Source organism: Pseudomonas sediminis (genome assembly GCF_039555755.1).
GTDB lineage: Bacteria > Pseudomonadota > Gammaproteobacteria > Pseudomonadales > Pseudomonadaceae > Aquipseudomonas > Aquipseudomonas mendocina_D.
In genome coordinates this window covers 318,728-335,824 of sequence record NZ_CP154631.1, presented here as the reverse complement: position 1 = coordinate 335,824, position 17,097 = coordinate 318,728, and the positions used below count along the sequence as shown (strand labels likewise).

Below are 17,097 nucleotides of genomic sequence, written 5' to 3'. Positions count from 1 at the left end.
TCAGACGATCGGCGGCAGAACGATCTGATCGCTGCGACTGACGCCGGCGGTCAGCGCACGACACTGCTCGAGAAATTCGCGCATCGCCGCTGTCTGGTACTTCTGCTTGTGCCAGATGAAGTAGAACTGCCGGCGCAGATCCAGCTCCGGAGTTTCCACCGGCATCAGGCTGCCGCGACGAAAGGCGTCGCGCAGCGCCAGGCGTGAGATGCAGCCGATACCCAGGCCGGATTCCACGGCGCGTTTGATTGCCTCGGTGTGCTCCAGCTCCAGGCGGATATTCAGATTGCGCGGGTGGTGACGCATGGCCTGATCGAAAGTCAGTCGTGTACCTGAGCCCTGCTCACGCAGAATCCAGGCTTCGTGCGTCAGCTCTTCCAGGCTGGCACTGCCGCGCTGGGCCAGCGGGTGTTGCGGCGCGCAGAACACCACCAGTTCGTCCTCGACCCACGGCTGCACCTCGATATCCGGGTGCTGGCAGTCGCCTTCGATCAAGCCCAGGTCCAGCTCGTAATGCGCGATTTGCTGCACCACATGGGCGGTGTTGTGGACCTGCAGCTTCACCCTGCATTCGGGGTGGCGCTGCATGAAACTGCCAATCAGCAGGGTGGCCAGATAATTGCCCACGGTCAGGGTGGCGCCGACGTTCAGCGAGCCATAACCGCTCTTGCCACCCAGCAGGCGTTCGATTTCGCGCGCCTGGTCGATCAGCGCCACGGCCTCGGGCAGTAGCTGTCGGCCCAGGGCATTGAGCGCCAGACGCTTGCCGGCGCGATCAAACAACTGGCAGTCGGATTGGCGTTCCAGTTCGGTCAGCGAAGTGCTGGTCGCAGACTGCGACAATGCGAGCGATTGCGCGGCACGCGAGACGCTTTCATGCTGCGCCACGGCAACGAACACCTGAAGTTGTCTGAGAGTAAATCGCATATCGATATAACCGATAACCTATATCTTGATAATCCACTTAACAGATATTGTTGCCGCGAATAGAATGCCGCGCAATCGCGCCTTTGGCGCTGAAGTTCTTCGAGGAAATCATCATGAGCAATATGAACGTCGAGCGCGTGCTCAGCGTCCACCACTGGAACGATACGCTGTTCAGCTTCAAGTGCACCCGCGACCCGGGTCTGCGCTTCGAGAATGGTCAGTTCGTGATGATCGGCCTACAGCAAGACAGCGGCCGCCCGCTGATGCGCGCCTACTCCATCGCCAGCCCGAACTGGGAAGAGCACCTGGAGTTCTTCAGCATCAAGGTGCCGGACGGCCCGCTGACCTCGCAGCTGCAGCACTTGAAGGAAGGCGACGAGATCATCATCAGCAAGAAGCCCACCGGCACGCTGGTGCTCGATGACCTCAACCCCGGCAAGCACCTCTATCTGCTCAGCACCGGCACCGGCCTGGCGCCGTTCATGAGCGTGATCCAGGACCCGGAAACCTACGAGCGCTTCGAGAAGGTGATCCTGGTTCACGGCGTGCGCTACGTGAACGAAGTCGCCTATCGCGAGTTCATCACCGAGCACCTGCCGCAGAACGAATTCTTCGGCGATGCACTGAAGGACAAGCTGATTTACTACCCGACCGTGACGCGCGAGCCGTTCGAGAACCAGGGCCGTCTGACCGACCTGATGCGCAGTGGCAAGCTGTTCGCCGATATCGGCCTGCCGCCGATCAACCCGCAGGACGACCGCGCCATGATCTGCGGCAGCCCGAGCATGCTCGACGAGACCAGCGAAGTGCTCGACAGCTTCGGCCTGAAGATTTCCCCGCGCATGCGTGAGCCGGGTGACTACCTGATCGAGCGCGCCTTCGTCGAAAAATAAGCGCCTCCGTTAAAAGACAAAGCCGCCCCATGGGCGGCTTTGTCGTTTCAGTTGTAGGGTGCGCCGTGCGCATCGGGGTATTACTCGCTGGAGCGCCGTGCGCACGGCGCGCTTTACAGACGCTTGGCGTCGATGATCAGCACTGGCTCGCGCGGTACGTTCTGGTGCATGCCGCGGTTGCCAGTGGGCACCTGGGCAATCTTGTCTACCACGTCCATGCCGCGGGTCACCTTGCCGAAAACGGCGTAGCCGAAGTCGCGCGAGCTGTGATCGAGGAAGGCGTTGTCCTTGTGGTTGATGAAAAACTGGCTGGTGGCCGAGTCACGCACTTGCGTGCGGGCCATGGCCAGGGTGCCGCGAACGTTGTGCAGGCCGTTGTCGGCCTCGTTCTTGATCGGTGCGTTGGTGTCTTTCTGGCGCATGTCGGCATCGAAGCCACCGCCCTGAACCATGAACCCAGGAATCACGCGGTGAAACTGAGTGCCGTTGTAGAAGCCACTGTCGACGTATTTGAGAAAGTTCTGCGTGCTGATTGGCGCCTTGTCGGCGGCCAGTTCTACTTCCACTTCACCCAGGCTGGTGGTCAGCAGGACCTTGGGATTTTCCGCGGCCAGCAGGCTGGAGGACAGCAGCAGGGCGCCGGTGGCGAGAACGAGTTGCTTGAGCATGATGGTCAGTTTTCCTTGTTGGCGGTCTCGCCGAGGAAGGCGAGCAGGGCGTTATTAAAGCGTTCCGGTTGATCCAATGGTGTGGCGTGGCGCGAGTTTTCGATGATCAGCAGGCGCGCATTGGGCATTTCTGCCACGTATTCGCGCTTGCGTTCAACGGGTGTGTAGTCGCGGTCGGCAGTGATCACCAAGGTAGGACAGGTGATGCGTTTGAGGCGTTCCCGCACGCCCCAGCCGATGATCGCGTCGAGGCTGGCGAGGTAGGCGCGCTTGTCGTTCTGCGGCCAGCGTTCTTCGACCTTGTGCCGCAGCTCTGCCTGTTCCGGCTTGGGGAACAGCAGCTTGGCCAGCGCTTTGGCGATGGTCTCCAGGCTCAGCAGGCGCGACAGCGTCCAGCGCTTGCCGATTTCCAGCCAGTCGCGCGCGCTCTTGGCCTTCACCTCCGGGCCGCTGTTGACGATGGTCAGGCTGCGCAACAGCTCCGGGTGGTCGACGCCAAGCTGGAAGCCGATCATCCCGCCCATGGAGATGCCTACCAGATGCACGGGTGCAAGCTGCAGATGGTCGATGAGGGCGGCGACATCCTCGGCGAAATCGGCGATGCGGTAAGCCTCGCGCGGCTTGTCCGAGCGGCCGTGGCCGCGCACGTCGAGGGCGATGACCCGGTAGTGCTGGGCGAGCACCGGGATCTGGTATTCCCAGTCGCGCGTGCTCGAACCCAGGCCGTGCACCAGTAACAGGGGGGTGCCGTGGCCGTAGTCTTCGTAATGCAGTTGGCAACCGTCGTTGTCGAAGTAGGACATGGGCGGGCTCTCAGTTGGGCGACTGCGGCGCGGCGAAGGCGGCGTCCAGCGGCGCCGCGTCGAAGTTCTTGATCAGCTCGATGAGAATCTGCGTGGCGGGGCCGAGTACGCGCTCCTTGTTGCTGTAGAGGAAGAAGCGCGGCTTGCGCAGACCGCCCTGGGTCAGGGGCAGGGGTTTCAGCAGGCCTTCCTGCAGTTCACGGACGATCAGGTGGCGTGGCAGCCAGGCGAAGCCCAGGCCGCTGCTGACGAAGGTGCGTGCGGTCGGCAGGCTGCCCACTGTCCAGCGCTGTTCCGCGCCCAGCCAGCCGGCGTCACGCGGCTGCAAGCGACCACTGTCACGGGTGACCACCTGCATCTGGCCTTCCAGGTCCTGAAAGCTCAGCTCGCGTTGCAGGCGGTGCAGTGGGTGTTCCGGGTTGGCGACTGCGACGAATTCCACTTCACCCAGCTCGATACCCAGGTGACCGGTGATGTTCAGCGCACTGATGGCCAGGTCGGCGGTGCCTTCGAGCAGCACTTCCTCGACCCCGGACAGCACTTCCTCGCGCAGGCGTACGCGGCAGCCGCGGCTTTGCGGCATGAAGGCGGTCAGGGCACGGACTAGGTTGGCGGTGGGGTAGGCGGCGTCCACCACCAGGCGCACTTCGGCTTCCCAGCCCTGTTCCATGTGGTGGGCCAGGTCTTCCAGCTGGCTGGCCTGCTTGACCAGTTGCCGTGAGCGGCGCAGCAATACATCGCCGGCTTCGGTGAGCACGGCCTTGCGACCGTCGATGCGCAGCAGTGGTACACCGAGCTGTTCCTGCATACGTGCCACGGTATAGCTGACCGAGGACTGCGAGCGGTGCAGCACCTCGGCGGCCTGGGCGAAGCCGCCCTGATCCACCACGGCCTGCAGCGTGCGCCATTGATCCAGGGTTACGCGAGGAGCTTTCATCACATCATCCTGCCTGAGTCGGCTGTTATCGCCGACGATCTCCACCTACACTGGCGATCCCATGTTGGAGAGCACCGATGAAAAAAATAATCTGCTTGCTGCTGGCCTGTATGCCGTTGGCTGCCCATGCCTACCCCATCGAGGTGGAAAAACAGTTCAACGGCGCCGAGGTCTCCGCCACCACTCAGGAAATCGACCACAACATGGCGGCGCTGATGCTCTACAACTACGGCCAGAGTGAAGCCGAGTGCAGTGCCGTGTTCCAAAATGGCCCCGAGGCACCGCGCATCCGGCGTACCGTGTTGGCGCCTGGCGCCAGCAACAACATGGCGGTCAAGTTCACCCGTAGCGTGATTCGTCTGCGGATCAAGCTGACCTGCAACCTGAAGTGATGGAGCCTAGATGCGACCAGTCGATAAATCAAATTAGTCGATATATGTAAGCGGATATTTACGCTTTTTTATCGAGAGTCGCATCTCTATTCTCTGCTCCATCGACTCTTGTTCACCTCGATGGAGCCTCAGACATGTCCCGTATTCTCGTAATCGAAAGCAGCGCCCGCCAGCAAGGTTCGGTCTCCCGCGAGCTGACCCAGCAATTCATCGCCAATTGGCAGGCTGCGCACCCGGCTGATCAGGTCCAGGTGCGTGATCTGGCGGCAGAGCCGGTACCGCACCTCGACGCCACGCTGCTGGGTGGCTGGATGACCCCGAGCGAGCAGCAGAACGACGCCGAGAAAGCTGCCCTGGCCCGCTCCAATCAACTGACCGATGAGCTGCTGGCCGCCGATGTGCTGGTGCTGGCTGCGCCGATGTACAACTTCGCCATCCCCAGCACCCTCAAGGCCTGGCTGGACCATGTGCTGCGCGCTGGCGTCACCTTCAAGTACACCGAAACCGGCCCGCAGGGCCTGCTGACCGGCAAGCGTGCCTTCGTGCTCACGGCTCGTGGCGGTATCTACGCCGGTAGTGGCCTGGATCATCAGGAGCCCTACCTGCGTCAGGCGCTGGCGTTCATCGGCATCCACGATGTGCAGTTTATTCATGCCGAAGGCATGAACTTGGGCGCCGAGTTCAGCGAGAAAGGCCTGGCCCAGGCCAAAGCCAAGCTGGCTGAAGTGGCCTGACCCGAAACTCTCCTGGCGCCTGGGCTCCTGGGCGCTTCTGCCGGGCATTGCGCAAGCAATGACCGGCTTTTTTACGTGGGTCTGGCGACACGCTCTTGCCCGGTGGCGACGGCTTGCACGTAAGGCCGGTGGGGTTCGCCTACTGTCGATTGTACGCCCGCGATGAACGCGCTAAGGTCGCCGCCTGTTCCTGAGGTGACCATGCGCTATCTGTTGATCGTGACCCTGCTGTGGGCGTTTTCCTTCAGCCTGATCGGTGAGTACCTGGCCGGTCGGGTCGACAGCTACTTCGCGGTGCTGACGCGCATCGTCATCGCCGGTCTGCTGTTCGTGCCGCTTACCCGTTGGCGCGGCCATGCCCCGGCCTTCGTGCGCGGCATGCTGCTGATCGGCGCGCTGCAGTTCGGCATCACCTACGTCTGCCTGTACCTGAGTTTCTCGGTGCTGACGGTGCCGGAGGTGTTGCTGTTCACCATCCTCACGCCGCTACACGTGACGCTGATCGAGGATGCCCTCAATCGTCGATTCAACCCCTGGGCGCTGGTCGCCGCGCTGGTGGCCGTGCTGGGCGCCGGGATCATCCGCTACGACGGTATCAGCAGCGGCTTTTTGCTCGGTTTCCTGTTGCTGCAGGTCGCCAACTTCACCTTCGCTGCCGGGCAGGTACTGTACAAGCATCTGCTGCTCAAACACCCCTCGAGCGAGCCCCAGTACCGGCGCTTCGGCTTCTTCTATCTGGGCGCCTTGCTGATTGCGCTGCCCGCGTTCCTGCTGCTGGGTAACGGCGAGCGTCTGCCTAGCAACGCACTGCAGTGGAGCGTGCTGGTCTGGCTTGGTGTGGTGGCGTCCGGGTTGGGACTGTATTGGTGGAACAAAGGCGCCAGCCTGGTCGATGGCGGCACCCTGGCGGTGATGAACAATGCGCTGGTGCCGGCCGGTTTGCTGGTCAATCTGCTGATCTGGAATCACGACGCCGATCTGCTGCGCCTGGCTCTGGGCGGTGCGGTGATTGCGGCGTCGCTACCGCTGGTCAATCTGGGGCGTACGCGTCGCACGCCTGCCGAGGTGCGCTAATGCAACTGTCCGGACGTGGAGTAGCGCTATCGGTTGGCGCCTCGGTGCTGTTCGCCGTGCTGCCTGGCTACGTCCAGTGGCTGACGCCACTCGATGGCGTGCAGATATTCGCTCAGCGTGTGCTCTGGTCGATTCCGTTGGTTCTGCTGCTGGTGCTGCTGGCAGGGCAGACCACCTTGCTGCGCGAGACCTTCGTGCGTCTGCGCCACGAGCCGCTGTTGTTGGCTGCCTGCCCGTTGGCGGCCGCCTTGATTGGCGTGCAGTGGGGGCTGTTTCTCTGGGCGCCCTTGGCCGGGCATATGCTGGAAGTGTCCATGGGGTACTTCCTGCTGCCGTTGGCAATGGTGCTGACCGGTCGGCTGTTCTACGGCGAGCGCCTGCGTCCGCTGCAGCGCTTGGCAGTGACCTGTGCCGTGCTCGGCGTGCTGCATGAACTGTGGCGCACCCAGGCGTTCTCCTGGCTGACGTTGATCACTGCGTTGGGGTATCCGCCCTACTTCCTGCTGCGCCGCTGGATGCGCCTCGATGCGCTATCCGGTTTCGTGGTGGAGATGCTGATGCTGGCGCCGTTGGCGATTTGGCTGATCGTTGCCTACGGGCCGGTTGGCGCATTCGCTGAGCGGCCGCTGCTGTGGTTGCTGGTGCCGGTGATGGCGCTGATCGGTACGCTGGCCTTCGCTGCGTACATCGCGTCCAGCCGGCTGCTGCCCCTGGGGTTGTTCGGCATTCTCAGCTATGTCGAGCCAGTGCTGTTGTTCGCCGTGGCGCTACTGGTGCTGGGCGAGACTTTCGATGCGGGGCAGTGGTTGACCTACCTGCCGATCTGGGCGGCTGTGCTGCTGGTCGGCTGGGACAGTGCCCGGCTGCTGCGCAAGCAGCAGCGCGAGAGCATCAGGCCGCGTTGATTCGCGCCGCGGGTATCTGCGTTGGTATGCTGGCCTGCTTCTGCACCTGGTAGTGCACTTGCAACGTGCCGTTGTTGAAGCGGCGTTGCTCGCTCAGCGTCAGACTGCGTTCCATGCCGGTGGCCAGCAGTGGAATACCGGCGCCGAGCAGGTGCGGTACCAGGTTGATCACCACCTCGTCGATCAGTCCGGCGGTGTAGCAGTTACCCGCCAGCAGGCTGCCGCCGACCAGCCAGATGCGCTGGAAACCGGCCTCGTTCAGTGCAGCTACGGCTTGAGCCGGTGTGCAGTGCGTCAGCTGGATTTCGTCCGCGGCGCGCGGTAGCGCGAGGCGAGTCAGCACCACGCAGGGCTTGCCGGGGTAAGGCCAGGGACCGCCCCGTTTGAGCAACGCCTCGTAGGTGCCGCGGCCCATCAGCAGGGCATCGATGCCGGAGTAGAAGTACTGAAAGGCGTACTCTTCATCGGCCTCCCGTGGCGAATCGAACCAGTCGATGCGGCCATCGGGGCGCGCGATATAGCCGTCGAGGCTCGACGTGACGTGGTAGATCAGCGAAGCGTTCATGGTGCCTCCGCACTCGGGTTATCTGACAGATAGATCGATGGCCGCAGAACAAGTTCGACAGAGGGCGTGCCACTCGTCGGCGCGTTCGCTGATCAGTCCAGCACGTTACGCAGGATTTCGTAGACGATCCCGGTCGCGATGGCGACCAGCACGACGTCACGGCCGATCTGCTTCCATTCGTAGCCCTCGTAATAGGGCAGGCGCGAAGTCAGGCGGCTATCGAAGTTCTTGGCGATGCCGGGAGGCAGCGGCTTGCCTCGAGCGAGGTTCTTGGCGATGCCTGGCGGTAGTGATGAAGTGGGGCCGATCAACTGGCGATTCTCACCGAGCACGATGCGCACCTGGCCGATATCCACGCTCGGGCCGCGCAGGTCGATCTGCACGCCACCATCATGCTGATGGCCAGGCTTGCCTTTACCGGGGGGCGGGTTGGCCAGTACTGGCGAGGTGGCGAGCAAGATGCACAGGCCAATGCTGAGCGTTGCCTGGGGTTTGGTTAGCATGGCGGCACTCCCTGGAGGATGATGCCGATTAGATGGTGGGCGAGTCGCTTCGGTTCCCGTTCGCCTATAGCCGGACGGCGCCGCCAAGCGGCCGCCCGTCGTCGCCTGAACGCGAGTTTCATGCAAAGAAATTCGGCCCCGGCGGCGGAAACCGTTAGGCTATGCACCGTTTTGTCGATTTCTCTGAGGTAGTGCCCCCGTGTTTGCCCAATTCGCCCTGCATGAACGCCTGCTGAAAGCCGTGGCCGAGCTTAATTTCGTCGAGCCGACTCCGGTGCAGGCGGCAGCGATTCCGCCTGCGCTGGAGGGCAAGGACCTACGGGTGATTGCCCAGACCGGCAGCGGCAAGACCGCCGCTTTCGTTCTGCCGCTGCTCAATCGCCTGCTCGGTGACGGCAACTCCAAGCAGCGTCTGAGCATTCGTGCGCTGATCCTGCTGCCGACCCGCGAGCTGGCCCAGCAGACGCTCAAGGAAGTCGAGCGCTTCGGCCAGTTCACCTTCCTCAAGGCCGGTCTGGTGACCGGTGGCGAGGACTTCAAGGTGCAGGCCGCGATGATGCGCAAGATCGATATTCTGATCGGCACGCCGGGCCGCCTGATCGAGCACGCCAACGCCGGCAATCTGCCGCTGGACGAGGTCGAAGTGCTGGTGTTCGACGAGGCTGACCGCATGCTCGACATGGGCTTTGCCGAAGACGCCCAGCGTCTGGCCGAAGCCTGCGGGCCACACCAGACCCTGCTGTTCTCCGCCACCACCGGCGGCAATGGCCTGCGCGAGATGGTCGCCAAGGTGCTCAAGGAGCCGCAGCACCTGATGCTCAACAGCGTCAGCCAGCTCAATGAGGGTACCCGCCAGCAGATCATCACGGCCGACCACAACTACCACAAGGAACAGCTGGTCGACTGGTTGCTGACCAACGAGGCCTACGACAAGGCCATCGTCTTCACCAACACCCGTGTGCAGGCCGACCGCCTGTACGGCAAGCTAGTGACCGCCGGGGTCAAGGCGTTCGTGCTGCATGGCGAGAAAGACCAGAAGGATCGTAAACTGGCCATCGAGCGCCTGCGCCAGGGCGCGGTCAAGGTGCTGGTGGCCACCGACGTGGCGGCGCGTGGCCTGGACGTCGAAGGCCTCGATCTGGTGATCAACTTCGACATGCCGCGTTCCGGCGATGAGTACGTGCACCGCATCGGCCGTACCGGCCGCGCCGGGGGCGAAGGCCTGGCGGTGTCGCTGATCTGTCACACCGATTGGAACCTGATGTCAAGCATCGAGCGCTACCTCAAACAGCGTTTCGAGCGTCGCACCATCAAGGAGCTGAAAGGCGTCTACCAGGGGCCGAAGAACCTCAAGGCGTCCGGCAAGGCCGCCGGCAGCAAGAAGAAAAAGACCGAGAAGAAAGACCCGAAAAAGGCTACCGCATCCAAGCGCAAGACCGGCCCACGCCCGGCTGGCAAGCCATCGTCGTTGGTCAGTGAAGATGGCAGCGCGCCGCTCAAGCGCAAGAAGCCGGCTGCGGAGTAATCTGGCTGTTGTGGGAGGCGCTTTCGGCTCTGGCATCCTGCTTCGCTCTACCTCCTGCATCCATGCAGTCGTAGCGGCGAGTCGCGGCTGAAGCCCCTCCCACAGTTTTACTCCACCCCGACGAATCCTCCGGTCTGGTGCTGCCACAGGCGTGCATACAGGCCGCCCTGGGCAATCAGCTCGGCGTGGGTGCCGGTTTCGATGACCTGGCCTTGGTCGATCACGACAAGGCGATCCATCCGTGCGATGGTCGACAGGCGGTGAGCGATGGCGATCACCGTCTTGCCTTCCATCAGGCTGTCCAGGCTTTCCTGAATGGCCGCTTCCACTTCCGAATCCAGTGCCGAGGTGGCTTCGTCCAGCACCAGGATCGGCGCGTCCTTGAGCAGCACGCGGGCGATGGCGATGCGCTGGCGCTGACCGCCGGACAGCTTCACGCCGCGTTCACCGACCTGCGCATCCATGCCACGGCTGCCCTGGCTGTCGTCGAGGGTGGGGATGAAGGCATCGGCGCGGGCCTTGCGTACCGCCTCCCACAGCTCCTCGTCGCTGGCAGCCGGCTTGCCGTAGCGCAGGTTGTCGCGGATCGAGCGGTGCAGCAGTGAGGTGTCCTGGGTCACCACGCCGATGTTGGCGCGCAGGCTCTCCTGGGTCACCGTGGCGATATCCTGATCGTCGATCAGGATGCGGCCGCTTTCCAGGTCATAGAGGCGTAGCAGCAGGTTGACCAGGGTCGACTTGCCGGCGCCGGACGGACCGACCAGGCCGATCTTTTCGCCGGGGCGAATATCGATGCTGAGGCCGGCGATCACGCCGCCGCGCTTACTGTAGTGGAAATGGATGTCGTCGAAGCGCACGCTGCCCTGCTGCACCTGGATCGGCTTGGCGTCGGCGCGGTCAAGTACCTGGCGTGGCTGCACGATGCTCTGCATGCCGTCCTGCACGGTGCCGACGTTCTCGAAGATGCCGTTGACCACCCACATGATCCATTCGGCCATGTTGTTGATGCGGATCACCAGGCCCAGCGCCAGGGCGATGGCGCCGGTGGTGATCAGCGACTGGCTCCACAGCCACAGGGCCAGCGCACCGGTGCCGACGATCAGCACGCCATTGAGGCAGGTGATGAGAAAGTCCAGCGCAGTGATGGTGCGTGACTGCAGGCGGAACTTGTCGAGCAGGTCCTGCATGGCTTCGCGGGCGTAGCTTTCCTCTTCCTGCGAGTGGGCGAACAGTTTGAGCGTGGCGATGTTGCTGTAGCCATCGACGACCCGGCCCATGACTTTCGAGCGCGCCGAGGAGGCGGCGGCCGAGCGCGCCTTGATGCGCGGCACGAAGTACCACAGCGCCGCGCTGTAACCGACGATCCACAATGCCAGCGGCACCACCAGGCGCAGATCGGCGGCGGCGAACAGGTACAGCGCGCTGCCGGCATAGACCAGCACATGCCACAGTGCGTCGATCACCTGCATCGCCGAGTCGCGTAGCGAGGGGCCGGTCTGCATCACGCGCTGGGCAATACGCCCGGCGAAGTCGTTCTGGAAGAAGCTCAGGCTCTGCTTGAGTACGTAGCGATGGTTCTGCCAGCGAATCAGGTTGGTCAGGCCCGGATTGACCGCCTGGTGGGTGAGCAGGTTGTGCAGGCCGAACACCACGGGGCGGATGACCAGCGCCACCAACAGCATCCACAGCAGCTCGCTCTGGTGCTCGCTGAAGAAGCTGCTGGCATCCGTGCTGGCCTGGGCCATGTCGATCAACTGGCCGAGGAAGGCGAACAGCGCGACCTCGATCAGGGCAGCGAAGAAGCCGATCACCAGCACGGCCAGCATCAGCGGCCACACCTGTTTCAGGTAGTGACCGTAGAAGCGCAGCATGCCAGCGGGCGGGGCGACGTCAGGGCTGGGTTTGAAGACGTCGATCAGGGATTCGAAGCGGCGAAACAACATTGCAGGCGTCCTGCCTCGGCAGAGGAAACGCCGATAGTAACGCCGTTAGTGCAAGCGAGTCTCAGTTAAAAGCGGTTTCTGCAACTCACCAGCCCAGGCCAGCAATGGAATCTCCAGCTGCGGTTGCCAGATGCGTTTGAACAGCAGTGCCAGGTGTTCGACCTCGCCGCGTTCGAAGGGCAGTCGGTCGATGCGTTCATGCACCTGCCATTGGCCGTCCTCCAAGTGGGCAAAGTCGAAGCGGAAAGGATGAAAACCTGTCATGCCTAGGCGCAGGTCGGTGACGATCAGTCGGTCGCCGACCTGGTCGTAGCGCAGCACGCCGCCGGTGAACCACTCCAGCCGCTGGTGCATGGGCGAAGCCGTCAACTGCTCGCGCAGGTGCGTGCCGCGCGGCAGGCGTTGCAGTTGCGGTGGCTGGTCGTCGAACCAGCCGACCAGGGCTTCGTGATAGTCCTCGCCATCGAGCACGATGACGCGCCACAGTAGCGTATTGAGTGGCGTCGGTGTGGTGAACAGCTGTTCGGCCTGGATGCCCTGGCGCGCCAGCTCGCGCTCCACGCGCTGCTCGGCCATGAATTTGCCGGCCAGGCTGAAACCGATGTACAGCGTCGAGACTGCCAGCGCCACGGCCGGTACGCGCCAACTCTGCTCGCGCAACCCGGTGAACAGGCTGATCAGCACCGCTGCAATCAACGGCAGGGTATACAGCGGGTCGATGATGAACAGGCTCGACCAGGCCGTGGGCGTTGGCATCAGCGGCCAGAACAGCTGGGTGCCGTAGCTGGTGAAGGCGTCCAGCAGCGGGTGGGTGATCAGCACCAGCCACAGCGTGAGCAATAAACGATTGGCCGAGTAACCCGGGTGAGGGCGAAAGCGCCTGGCCAGCCAGGTCAGCAGCAGGGCAAAGCCGCTGAGGACGAACAGCGAGTGGCTGAAACCGCGGTGGTAGGTCATGTTGGCCACGGCATCGCCGTATTCCATGACCACATCCAGGTCGGGAACGGTGGCGAGCATCGCGCCGTAGAGCAGCGCCTTGCGCCCCTGCCAGCGGCCGAGCAACGCGCCCTGGATGCTGGCGCCGAGTACCGCCTGGGTTATGGAGTCCATCGAGTGCTTCCGAAAAAAGACAGGCCGCTACGTTAGCCGAGCCACCGCGCGAATGCCGTGGGGAAATTTCAAGCAAAGATTACAGTTATGGCGGGTATCCTGATGGTCATGCTTTCCAAGAACTCGTGGCCATGCTGATCGTCTCCAACAGTGTTCACCTTCCCGATGAAGAAATCGAACTGACCGCCATCCGCGCCCAGGGCGCAGGTGGGCAGAACGTCAACAAGGTGTCCAGTGCCGTGCACCTGCGCTTCGACAGCCAGGCCTCGTCGTTGCCGCCTTTCTACAAGGAGCGTCTGCTGACGCTTGCGGATAGTCGTATCACCGCCGACGGGGTGGTGATCATCAAGGCGCAGCAGTACCGCACCCAGGAGCAGAATCGCGCCGACGCCCTCGAGCGTCTTGCCGAGTTGATTCGCAGTGCCGGCAAGGTGGAAAAGAAACGCCGCCCGACCAAACCGACCCTAGGCTCGAAGAAGCGTCGCCTGGACGGCAAGAGCAAGCGCGGCGCGATCAAGGCGGGGCGGGGCAAGGTGGATTTTTAGAGGATAACGGCGGCCTCACGTAGGGTGCGCCATGCGCACCTGAATGATGATGGCTTGGGCGGCCCCGCGACACCCTACCCGCGAGCCGCCAGATAAGCCTGATAGTCGGGAATGCGATACTCGTGCTGTTGCTCCAGCAGGCTGCTGCTGAGCATGTAGTCGGCACTGCTCTCGTTGCACGCTACCGGGATGTTCCACACCGCCGCCACACGCAGCAGGGCCTTGATGTCCGGGTCGTGTGGCTGTGGTTCGAAGGGGTCCCAGAAGAACACCAGCATGTCCACGCGTTGCTCGGCGATGCGCGCGCCGATCTGCTGGTCGCCACCCAGCGGTCCGCTGATCATGCTTTCCACCGGCAGATCCAGACGTTTGCTCAGAAGCAGGCCGGTGGTGCCAGTGGCCACCAGTTCATGGCGCGCCAGCTTGTCGCGCTGACGCTCGCACCAGTCCAGTAGGAAGCCTTTGCAGTGGTCATGCGCCACCAGGGCAATACGCTTGCGCGCCGGCAATTGGGCATGGGTGAAGCTGATGCGGCTCATCGAGCCTCCTCGTTCAGTGCAGGCGGGCCAGGACCAGGCAGTTGTCCAGCATGCGGTTGGAGAAGCCCCACTCGTTGTCATACCAGGCCATGACCTTGAGCAGCTTGCCGCTGAGCTTGGTGTGGTTGGCATCGAAGATCGATGACAACGGGTTGTGGTTGAAGTCGCAGGACACCAGCGGCAGCGCGTTGTAGCCCAGCACCTGAGACCTCTCGCTGGCAGCCTTGAGCAGGGCGTTGACTTCCTCGGCGGTGGTCTCGCGCTTGACCTGCAGGGTCAGGTCGACCAGCGAGACGTTGATCACCGGCACTCGAACCGCCATGCCGGTGAGTTTGCCAGCCAGCTCCGGCAGCACCAGACCGACGGCTTCGGCGGCACCGGTCTTGGTCGGGATCATTGATTGGGTCGCCGAGCGCGCGCGGTACAGGTCGCTGTGGTAAACGTCGGACAGGTTCTGATCATTGGTGTAGGCGTGGATGGTGGTCATCAGCCCCTGCTCGATGCCCAGCTCGCGGTGCAGCACCTGCGCCACCGGCGCCAGACAGTTGGTGGTGCAGGATGCGTTGGAGATGATCTGCATGTCAGGCGTCAGCACCTGCTCGTTGACGCCAAATACGACGGTGGCGTCGGCGCCCTTGGCCGGTGCGGAGATCAGCACCTTGCGCGCTCCGGCGGCGAGGTGCGCGGCGGCTTTGTCCCGTTCGGTGAACAGCCCGGTGCATTCCAGCACCACATCGACCTGATGGGTTTTCCAGGGCAGCTCTGCCGGGTTGCGAATGGCGCTGACGGCGATGCGATCACCCTTGATCCACAGGCTTTCGCCGTCGACTTTAACTTCTTCAGGGAAATGGCCGTGGACGCTGTCATATTGCAGCAGGTGGGCATTGATCGCGCTGTCGCCCAGGTCGTTGATGGCCACGACTTGCAGGTGCTGGCGATAATTCTGGGTATAGAGTGCGCGTAGCACGTTGCGGCCGATGCGGCCGAAGCCATTGATGGCGATTCGTAGTGTCATGGTGAGGGTCTCGTCAATTTGTTGTTGTAATTACAAGATTATTCCCATTGCTATAGAAATCAAGCCCGCTGAGTGGCAGTATTTTGTTGTAAATACGAACAGACGCTAGAAGCTAGCCTGGAGATTCCCCATGCACCCCCGCGTTGTTGAAGTTACCGAACGTCTTGTCGAGCGCAGCCGCGCCACGCGCCAGCGCTACCTGGAGATGATCCGTGCCGCCGCCAGCGAAGGGCCGCAGCGTGGCAAGCTGCAGTGCGCCAACTTCGCTCACGGTGTCGCCGGTTGCAGTGGTGACGACAAGCAGACCCTGCGCCTGATGGATGCCGCCAACGTGGCCATCGTTTCTGCTTACAACGACATGTTGTCGGCGCACCAGCCCTACGAGACCTTTCCCGAGCAGATCAAGCAGGCCCTGCGCGACCTGGGTTCGGTGGGCCAGTTCGCCGGTGGCGTACCGGCCATGTGCGATGGTGTGACGCAGGGCGAGCCGGGCATGGAACTGGGCATTGCCAGTCGCGAGGTGATTGCCATGTCCACTGCGGTGGCGCTGTCGCACAACATGTTCGACGCCGCGTTGTATCTGGGTGTGTGCGACAAGATCGTACCGGGCCTGGTGATGGGCGCGCTGCGTTTCGGTCATTTGCCGTCGATGTTCGTACCGGCCGGGCCGATGACCTCGGGCCTGTCCAACAAGGAGAAGGCCGATGTGCGTCAGCGTTACGCCGAAGGCAAGGCAACCCGCGACGAGCTGCTGGCAGCGGAAATGGCCGCCTACCACGGGCCGGGCACCTGTACCTTCTACGGCACGGCCAATACCAATCAACTGCTGATGGAGGTGATGGGCCTGCATCTGCCGGGCGCATCCTTCATCAATCCGGGCACGCCGCTGCGTGATGAGCTGACCCGTGAGGCCGCGCAGCAGGTCACGCGTCTGACCAAGCAGAGCGGTCAGTTCATGCCCATCGGCGAGATTGTCGACGAGCGCTGCCTGGTCAACTCCATCGTCGCCCTGCATGCCACCGGCGGCTCCACCAACCATACCCTGCACATGCCGGCCATCGCCCGCGCCGCCGGCATTCTGCTGACCTGGCAGGACATGGCCGATCTGTCCGAAGTGGTGCCGACCCTGGCGCACGTCTATCCCAATGGCAAGGCCGACATCAATCACTTCCAGGCTGCCGGCGGCATGGCCTTCCTGATCCGCGAGCTGCTCGACGCCGGGTTACTGCATGAAGAGGTCAATACCGTGGCTGGGCGCGGTCTGTCGCGCTACACCCGCGAGCCCTTCCTCGAGGGCGGCAAGCTGGTCTGGCGCGACGGACCGACCGAGAGCCTGGAGGAAAGCGTGCTGCGTCCCGTGGCGCGGCCGTTCTCGGCTGAAGGCGGCTTGCGCCTGATGCAGGGCAATCTCGGCCGTGGTGTGATGAAGGTGTCCGCGGTGGCGCCCGAGCATCAGGTGGTCGAGGCGCCAGCGTTGGTGTTCGAGGATCAGCTGGATCTGGTCGAAGCGTTCAAGGCCGGCAAGCTGGAGCGCGATTTCGTCGCCGTGGTGCGTTTCCAGGGGCCGCGCAGCAACGGTATGCCGGAGCTACACAAGATGACGCCATACCTGGGCGTGCTGCAGGATCGTGGTTTCAAGGTGGCGTTGGTCACCGACGGGCGCATGTCCGGTGCCTCGGGCAAGATTCCGGCGGCGATTCATGTCTGCCCAGAGTCCTTCGATGGCGGGCCGCTGGCGCGGGTGCGCGATGGCGATTTGATTCGCGTCGATGGTCAGAGCGGTGAACTGCTGCTGCAGGTCGACGAGGCCGAGTTCGCCTCGCGCCAGCCGGCGGCGCGGCCTGCTCCGGCCAGTGGTTGCGGGCGCGAGCTGTTCGCCTTCATGCGCCACAACTTCAGCACGGCGGAGCAGGGCGCCAGTGTCTTTACCGAGAGCCTCGAGTCGCTGGTCTGAGCGGGTAGGGTGGACAGCGCGAAGCTTGTCCACCGTCGATCCGAGCGGTGGATGAAAAGGTCGTC

General features: G+C 63.1%; 18 protein-coding genes. 8 read left to right on the top strand and 10 right to left on the bottom strand.

The window, feature by feature from the left end; all coding sequences use genetic code 11:
• The gene (locus AAEQ75_RS01695; RefSeq protein WP_079784346.1) at positions 1-927 is read right to left on the bottom strand and encodes a LysR family transcriptional regulator; all 927 of its coding nucleotides are present in this window, start codon (positions 925-927) and stop codon (positions 1-3) included.
• Positions 928-1,040: 113 nt separating this feature from the next.
• On the opposite strand from AAEQ75_RS01695, the gene fpr reads away from it, so the two are divergent.
• The gene (gene fpr, locus AAEQ75_RS01690; protein WP_037005020.1) at positions 1,041-1,820 is read left to right on the top strand and encodes a ferredoxin-NADP reductase; all 780 of its coding nucleotides are present in this window, start codon (positions 1,041-1,043) and stop codon (positions 1,818-1,820) included.
• 113 nt (positions 1,821-1,933) lie between these two features.
• Here fpr and AAEQ75_RS01685 read toward each other — a convergent pair whose 3' ends face one another.
• From AAEQ75_RS01685 to AAEQ75_RS01675, 3 genes are read right to left on the bottom strand one after another with little or no spacing between them, the layout of a single operon-like run.
• Positions 1,934-2,488, bottom strand: coding sequence for a peptidylprolyl isomerase (locus AAEQ75_RS01685; protein WP_099522186.1), 555 nt, complete (start codon positions 2,486-2,488; stop codon positions 1,934-1,936).
• Positions 2,489-2,493: 5 nt separating this feature from the next.
• Positions 2,494-3,291, bottom strand: coding sequence for an alpha/beta fold hydrolase (locus tag AAEQ75_RS01680; protein ID WP_343350708.1), 798 nt, complete (start codon positions 3,289-3,291; stop codon positions 2,494-2,496).
• Positions 3,292-3,301: 10 nt separating this feature from the next.
• A complete protein-coding gene (locus AAEQ75_RS01675; RefSeq protein ID WP_125833959.1) occupies positions 3,302-4,228 on the bottom strand; it encodes a LysR family transcriptional regulator in 927 nt (308 codons plus the stop codon).
• Between the two features lie 77 nt (positions 4,229-4,305).
• On the opposite strand from AAEQ75_RS01675, the gene AAEQ75_RS01670 reads away from it, so the two are divergent.
• From AAEQ75_RS01670 to rarD, 4 genes are all read left to right on the top strand, one after another.
• The gene (locus tag AAEQ75_RS01670; protein WP_099522183.1) at positions 4,306-4,620 is read left to right on the top strand and encodes a 3-phosphoglycerate kinase; all 315 of its coding nucleotides are present in this window, start codon (positions 4,306-4,308) and stop codon (positions 4,618-4,620) included.
• 134 nt (positions 4,621-4,754) lie between these two features.
• Positions 4,755-5,354, top strand: coding sequence for an FMN-dependent NADH-azoreductase (locus AAEQ75_RS01665; protein WP_343350707.1), 600 nt, complete (start codon positions 4,755-4,757; stop codon positions 5,352-5,354).
• Positions 5,355-5,555: 201 nt separating this feature from the next.
• On the top strand, positions 5,556-6,428 hold the full coding sequence (locus tag AAEQ75_RS01660) for a carboxylate/amino acid/amine transporter (RefSeq protein ID WP_125833957.1): 873 nt from the start codon (positions 5,556-5,558) through the stop codon (positions 6,426-6,428).
• On the top strand, positions 6,428-7,333 hold the full coding sequence (gene rarD, locus AAEQ75_RS01655; protein WP_343350706.1) for an EamA family transporter RarD: 906 nt from the start codon (positions 6,428-6,430) through the stop codon (positions 7,331-7,333). The genes AAEQ75_RS01660 and rarD overlap by 1 nt, the downstream gene beginning before the upstream one ends.
• Here the strand turns inward: rarD and AAEQ75_RS01650 are convergent.
• Both AAEQ75_RS01650 and AAEQ75_RS01645 read right to left on the bottom strand, forming a co-directional pair.
• Positions 7,320-7,898 (bottom strand): dihydrofolate reductase family protein, encoded by a 579-nt coding sequence (locus AAEQ75_RS01650; protein ID WP_343350704.1) that lies wholly within the window; start codon positions 7,896-7,898, stop codon positions 7,320-7,322. The genes rarD and AAEQ75_RS01650 overlap by 14 nt on opposite strands.
• 92 nt (positions 7,899-7,990) lie before the next feature.
• Positions 7,991-8,401 carry an anti-virulence regulator CigR family protein gene (locus AAEQ75_RS01645; RefSeq protein WP_013714472.1) on the bottom strand — a complete coding sequence of 137 codons (411 nt, stop codon included), beginning with the start codon at positions 8,399-8,401 and terminating at the stop codon, positions 7,991-7,993.
• A 199-nt stretch (positions 8,402-8,600) separates the two neighbouring features.
• On the opposite strand from AAEQ75_RS01645, the gene AAEQ75_RS01640 reads away from it, so the two are divergent.
• The gene (locus AAEQ75_RS01640) at positions 8,601-9,926 is read left to right on the top strand and encodes a DEAD/DEAH box helicase (RefSeq protein WP_106733062.1); all 1,326 of its coding nucleotides are present in this window, start codon (positions 8,601-8,603) and stop codon (positions 9,924-9,926) included.
• A gap of 107 nt (positions 9,927-10,033) precedes the next feature.
• Here AAEQ75_RS01640 and AAEQ75_RS01635 read toward each other — a convergent pair whose 3' ends face one another.
• Both AAEQ75_RS01635 and AAEQ75_RS01630 read right to left on the bottom strand, forming a co-directional pair.
• Positions 10,034-11,869 carry an ABC transporter ATP-binding protein gene (locus AAEQ75_RS01635; RefSeq protein ID WP_343350701.1) on the bottom strand — a complete coding sequence of 612 codons (1,836 nt, stop codon included), beginning with the start codon at positions 11,867-11,869 and terminating at the stop codon, positions 10,034-10,036.
• A 45-nt stretch (positions 11,870-11,914) separates the two neighbouring features.
• Positions 11,915-12,979 carry a metal-dependent hydrolase gene (locus AAEQ75_RS01630; RefSeq protein WP_125879494.1) on the bottom strand — a complete coding sequence of 355 codons (1,065 nt, stop codon included), beginning with the start codon at positions 12,977-12,979 and terminating at the stop codon, positions 11,915-11,917.
• Positions 12,980-13,110: 131 nt separating this feature from the next.
• Here AAEQ75_RS01630 and arfB point away from each other — a divergent pair, with 131 nt between their 5' ends.
• A complete protein-coding gene (gene arfB / locus AAEQ75_RS01625; RefSeq protein WP_074676758.1) occupies positions 13,111-13,524 on the top strand; it encodes an alternative ribosome rescue aminoacyl-tRNA hydrolase ArfB in 414 nt (137 codons plus the stop codon).
• A gap of 74 nt (positions 13,525-13,598) precedes the next feature.
• Here arfB and AAEQ75_RS01620 read toward each other — a convergent pair whose 3' ends face one another.
• Both AAEQ75_RS01620 and gap read right to left on the bottom strand, forming a co-directional pair.
• A complete protein-coding gene (locus AAEQ75_RS01620; protein ID WP_017677924.1) occupies positions 13,599-14,063 on the bottom strand; it encodes a methylglyoxal synthase in 465 nt (154 codons plus the stop codon).
• Between the two features lie 13 nt (positions 14,064-14,076).
• Positions 14,077-15,078: a type I glyceraldehyde-3-phosphate dehydrogenase gene (gene gap, locus AAEQ75_RS01615; protein WP_343350698.1), complete on the bottom strand. Its 1,002-nt coding sequence runs from the start codon at positions 15,076-15,078 to the stop codon at positions 14,077-14,079.
• Between the two features lie 130 nt (positions 15,079-15,208).
• Here gap and edd point away from each other — a divergent pair, with 130 nt between their 5' ends.
• Positions 15,209-17,032, top strand: a complete 1,824-nt coding sequence (gene edd / locus AAEQ75_RS01610; RefSeq protein ID WP_343350697.1) for a phosphogluconate dehydratase — start codon at positions 15,209-15,211, stop codon at positions 17,030-17,032.
• Positions 17,033-17,097 lie beyond the last annotated feature (65 nt).